Source organism: Fibrivirga algicola (assembly GCF_011742925.1).
Taxonomy (GTDB): domain Bacteria; phylum Bacteroidota; class Bacteroidia; order Cytophagales; family Spirosomataceae; genus Fibrella; species Fibrella algicola.
On the sequence record NZ_WAEL01000021.1, the window covers coordinates 1 to 3,544 of the forward strand.

Genomic DNA, 3,544 nt, shown 5'->3' on the forward strand with positions numbered 1-3,544 from the left:
ACTAACGGGTGTACCTGTTGTTACCAGCGTGGAACTAGCCTGTAGGCTAAGCACCGGCTGCTCCAGCACCGTTACCGTGCCTACGGCGAACGTACTTGAGGTAGCCGTCGTACATGTGGCCGTGTAGGTGGTAGTCTGGGTCAGCACGGGTGTCGTTAGGGATGTACCCGTAGCGCCCATGTTCCAGCTAATCGTTCCAGCACAACCCGCCGCAGTAAGTGTAGCTGAACTACCGTAGCAAATGGTAGCTGATGTCACAATCAGGTTAGCTGGTTCTTCGGTAGTGATGACAAGGCTGGCTGTGGTGAAACAAGCTGGACCGGTGGTGCAGGTGGCACTGTAGGTCTGGCTGGCCTGGGTTGGTACGACCGTGATAGTGCTACCGGTTGCTCCGTTGCTCCAGGTGATGGTGCCCGAACAACCGATGGCTGACAGGCTGACGGGGGTACCGGTGGTTACTAGCGTTGAACTGGCGGTCAGCTCGAGCAGAGGTTGATCCAGCACCGTCACTGTGCCCACAGCGAGGGTACTGGAGGTCGCCGTCGTACAAATGGCCGTGTAGCTGGTGGTCTGCGTCAGGCTAGGTGTTGTCAAAGACGTACCTGTGGCGCCCGTATTCCAGGTAACGGTCCCGGCGCAGTCTGTAGCCATTAAGGTAGCAATAGTGCCGTAGCAGATTGTTTCGCTATTGACGTTGATCATCGCTGGCACTTCTGTCTCGATAGTGATGCTGGCGGTCGTGAAGCAACCTGGTCCCGTTGTGCAGGTGGCCGAGTAAGTCTGGCTAGCCATTGTCGGCGTCGCCATGATAGTGCTACCGGTTTCTCCGTTATTCCAGCTTACCGTGCCTGCGCAGCCAGTAGCTGACAGGCTAATGGAGGTGCCAGTAGTTACCAGTATAGCACTGGCTTGCAGGCTGAGTAGGGGTTGGTCCAGCACCGTCACCGTTGCCACGGCGAAGGTACTGGAGGTGGCGGTGGTGCAGGTGGCCGTGTAGTCGGTGGTGCTGGTCAGAGTCGGTGTCACCAACGTTGAGCCTGTTGAGCCGTTGCTCCAGCTGATGGTACCCCCACAACCTGCGGCCGTGAGTGTAGCCGACGTGCCGTAGCACACAATAGCTGAGGTGACCGTCAGGGTAGCAGGTTCCTCTGTCTCAATCAGGATGCTGGCTATGGTGAGGCAATCTGGCCCTGTCGAACAGGTCGCACTGTAGGTCTGAGTGGCCAACGTTGGAGTCACTATGATAGTAGCTCCTATGGTACTTGTACTCCAGGTGACAGTACCCTGGCAACCAATGGCCGACAAGCTTACCGGTGTGTTGACCGTCACCAATGTTGAGCTGGCTAGTAAGTCAAGCAAAGGCTGATCCAGCACCGTTACCGTGCCAATGGTAAAGGCCGATGAGGTGGCCGTGGTACAGAAAGCGGTATAGCTAGTAGTCTGGGTGAGTACTGGGATGGTCAGTGACGTAGCTGTTATGCCGTTGCTCCAGGTTATCACTCCAGTGCACCCGTTCGCCTGTAGAACGGCTGTTGAGCCGTAGCAGATGGTTTGGCTGTCTACCGTGATATCAGCCGGTGCTTCCGTTTCGATCACGATCGATGTGGTGGTAAAGCAAGCTGGGCCCGTAGTGCAGGTAGCACTGTACAACTGGGTGGTCAGTGTTGGTGTTACCATGATGGTGCTGCCCGTCGCGCCGGTGTTCCAGCTCACGATACCCTGGCAATCAAGGGCCGACAGGCTTACCGGCGTATTGATCGTTACCAGTGTTGAACTGGCAGTCAGGTTCAATGCTGGTTGTGGTAGTACCGTTACCGTGCCCACAGCGAAGGCCGTCGATGTGGCGGTGATGCAGGTAGCGGTGTAACTGGTGGTAGTGGTCAGGGCCGGCGTGGTCAAGAACGTACCCGTAGCACCTGTGTTCCAGCTCACCGTACCTGCACAGCCTGAAGTGCTGAGCGCACCTGAACTGCCGTAGCAGATCGTTTCGCTGCTGACGGTGATCTCCGCCGCTGCTTCTGTTTCGACGACAAGACTAGCTGTTATGAAACAATCTTGGCCTGTGATACAGGTTGCTGAGTAGGTCTGACTAGGCGAAGACGGGGCTACTGTGATGCTGCTGCCCGTTGCGCCGTTGCTCCAGTTCACCGTGCCTACACAACCGATGGCCGACAGGCTCACGGGCGTACCTGCGGTCACCAGGGTTCTGCTGGCCTGTATGGTGAGCAGTGGCTGATCCAGCACCGTTACCGTCGCAACAGCGAAGGTGGATGAGGTAGCGGTGGTGCAGGTGGCCGTGTAACTGGTGGTGCTGATCAGGGCTGGTGTGGTTAGGGACGTACCCGTGGTGCCGTTGCTCCAACTGACGCTGCCTGCGCAGCCAGTGGCTGTCAGAGTGGCCGGGGTGCCGTAGCAGACAGTGGTGCTGTTAATGGAGATCACCGCTTGTGCTTCTGTTTCAATCAGGATGCTGGCCGTGGTGAAGCAGTCCGGCCCGGTGGTGCAGGTAGCACTGTAAGTTTGGGTCGCTTGGGTTGGCGTCACCGTGATGCTGGCCCCCGTGGCTCCTGTGTTCCAGGTGATAGTGCCTGAACAACCGATAGCGGACAGACTAACGGGCGTACCGGTGGTTGCCAGCGTTGCGCTGGCGGTCAGGTCAAGCAGGGGCTGTTCCAGCACCGTTACCGTTGCCACCGCGAAGGTACTTGAGGTGGCCGTGGTACAAGTGGCGGTGTAGTCGGTAGTGCCGGTTAGAGCAGGCGTTACCAGCGTAGTGCCGGTGGTGCTGTTGCTCCAAGTGACGGTACCCAGACAGCCTGAGGCGATAAGCGTTGCTGAACTGCCGTAGCAGACCGTAGTTGAGGTAACTACAAGGGTAGCAGGCTCTTCTGTTTCGATGGTGATGCTGGTGGTGGTGAAGCAAGCTGGGCCCGTGGTGCAGGTAGTACTATAGGTCTGGGTAGCCTGCGTCGGTGTCACCGTGATGGTGTTGGCGGTGGTGCCGTTGCTCCAAGTGACGCTGCCTGTGCAGCCATTGGCTATCAGGGTTACGGGGGTGTTCACCGTGACCAAGGTAGCACTGGCTGAAAGCGTCAGCAAGGGCTGATCCAGCACCGTTACCGTTGCCACCGCGAAGGTACTGGAGGTGGCCGTGGTACAAGTGGCGGTGTAACTGGTGGTGCCGATCAGGGCTGGTGTGGTTAGGGACGTACCCGTGGTGCCGTTATTCCAGGTCACCGTTCCAGCGCAGTCAGTCGCCATCAGGGTCGCTGTTGAGCCGTAGCAGACAGTGGTGCTGTTAACGGAGATCACCGCTTGTGCTTCTGTTTCAATCAGGATGCTGGCTGTGGTGAGGCAATCTGGCCCTGTCGAACAAGTCGCACTGTAGGTTTGAGTAGCCAACGTTGGAGTCACGGTGATGCTGGTACCGGTCTCGCCGCTGCTCCAACTCACCGTACCCTGACAGCCAATGGCTGACAGGCTAACGGGCGTGTTGACGGTTACCAGCGTGGAACTGGCCGCCAGGTTCAGAACCGGCTGTGGC

General features: G+C 58.1%; 1 protein-coding gene. It reads right to left on the minus strand.

Going from position 1 to position 3,544, the window contains the following annotated elements:
* A partial coding sequence (locus tag F7231_RS27000; protein ID WP_166694341.1) for a beta strand repeat-containing protein occupies positions 1-3,544 on the minus strand: 3,544 nt, incomplete at both ends.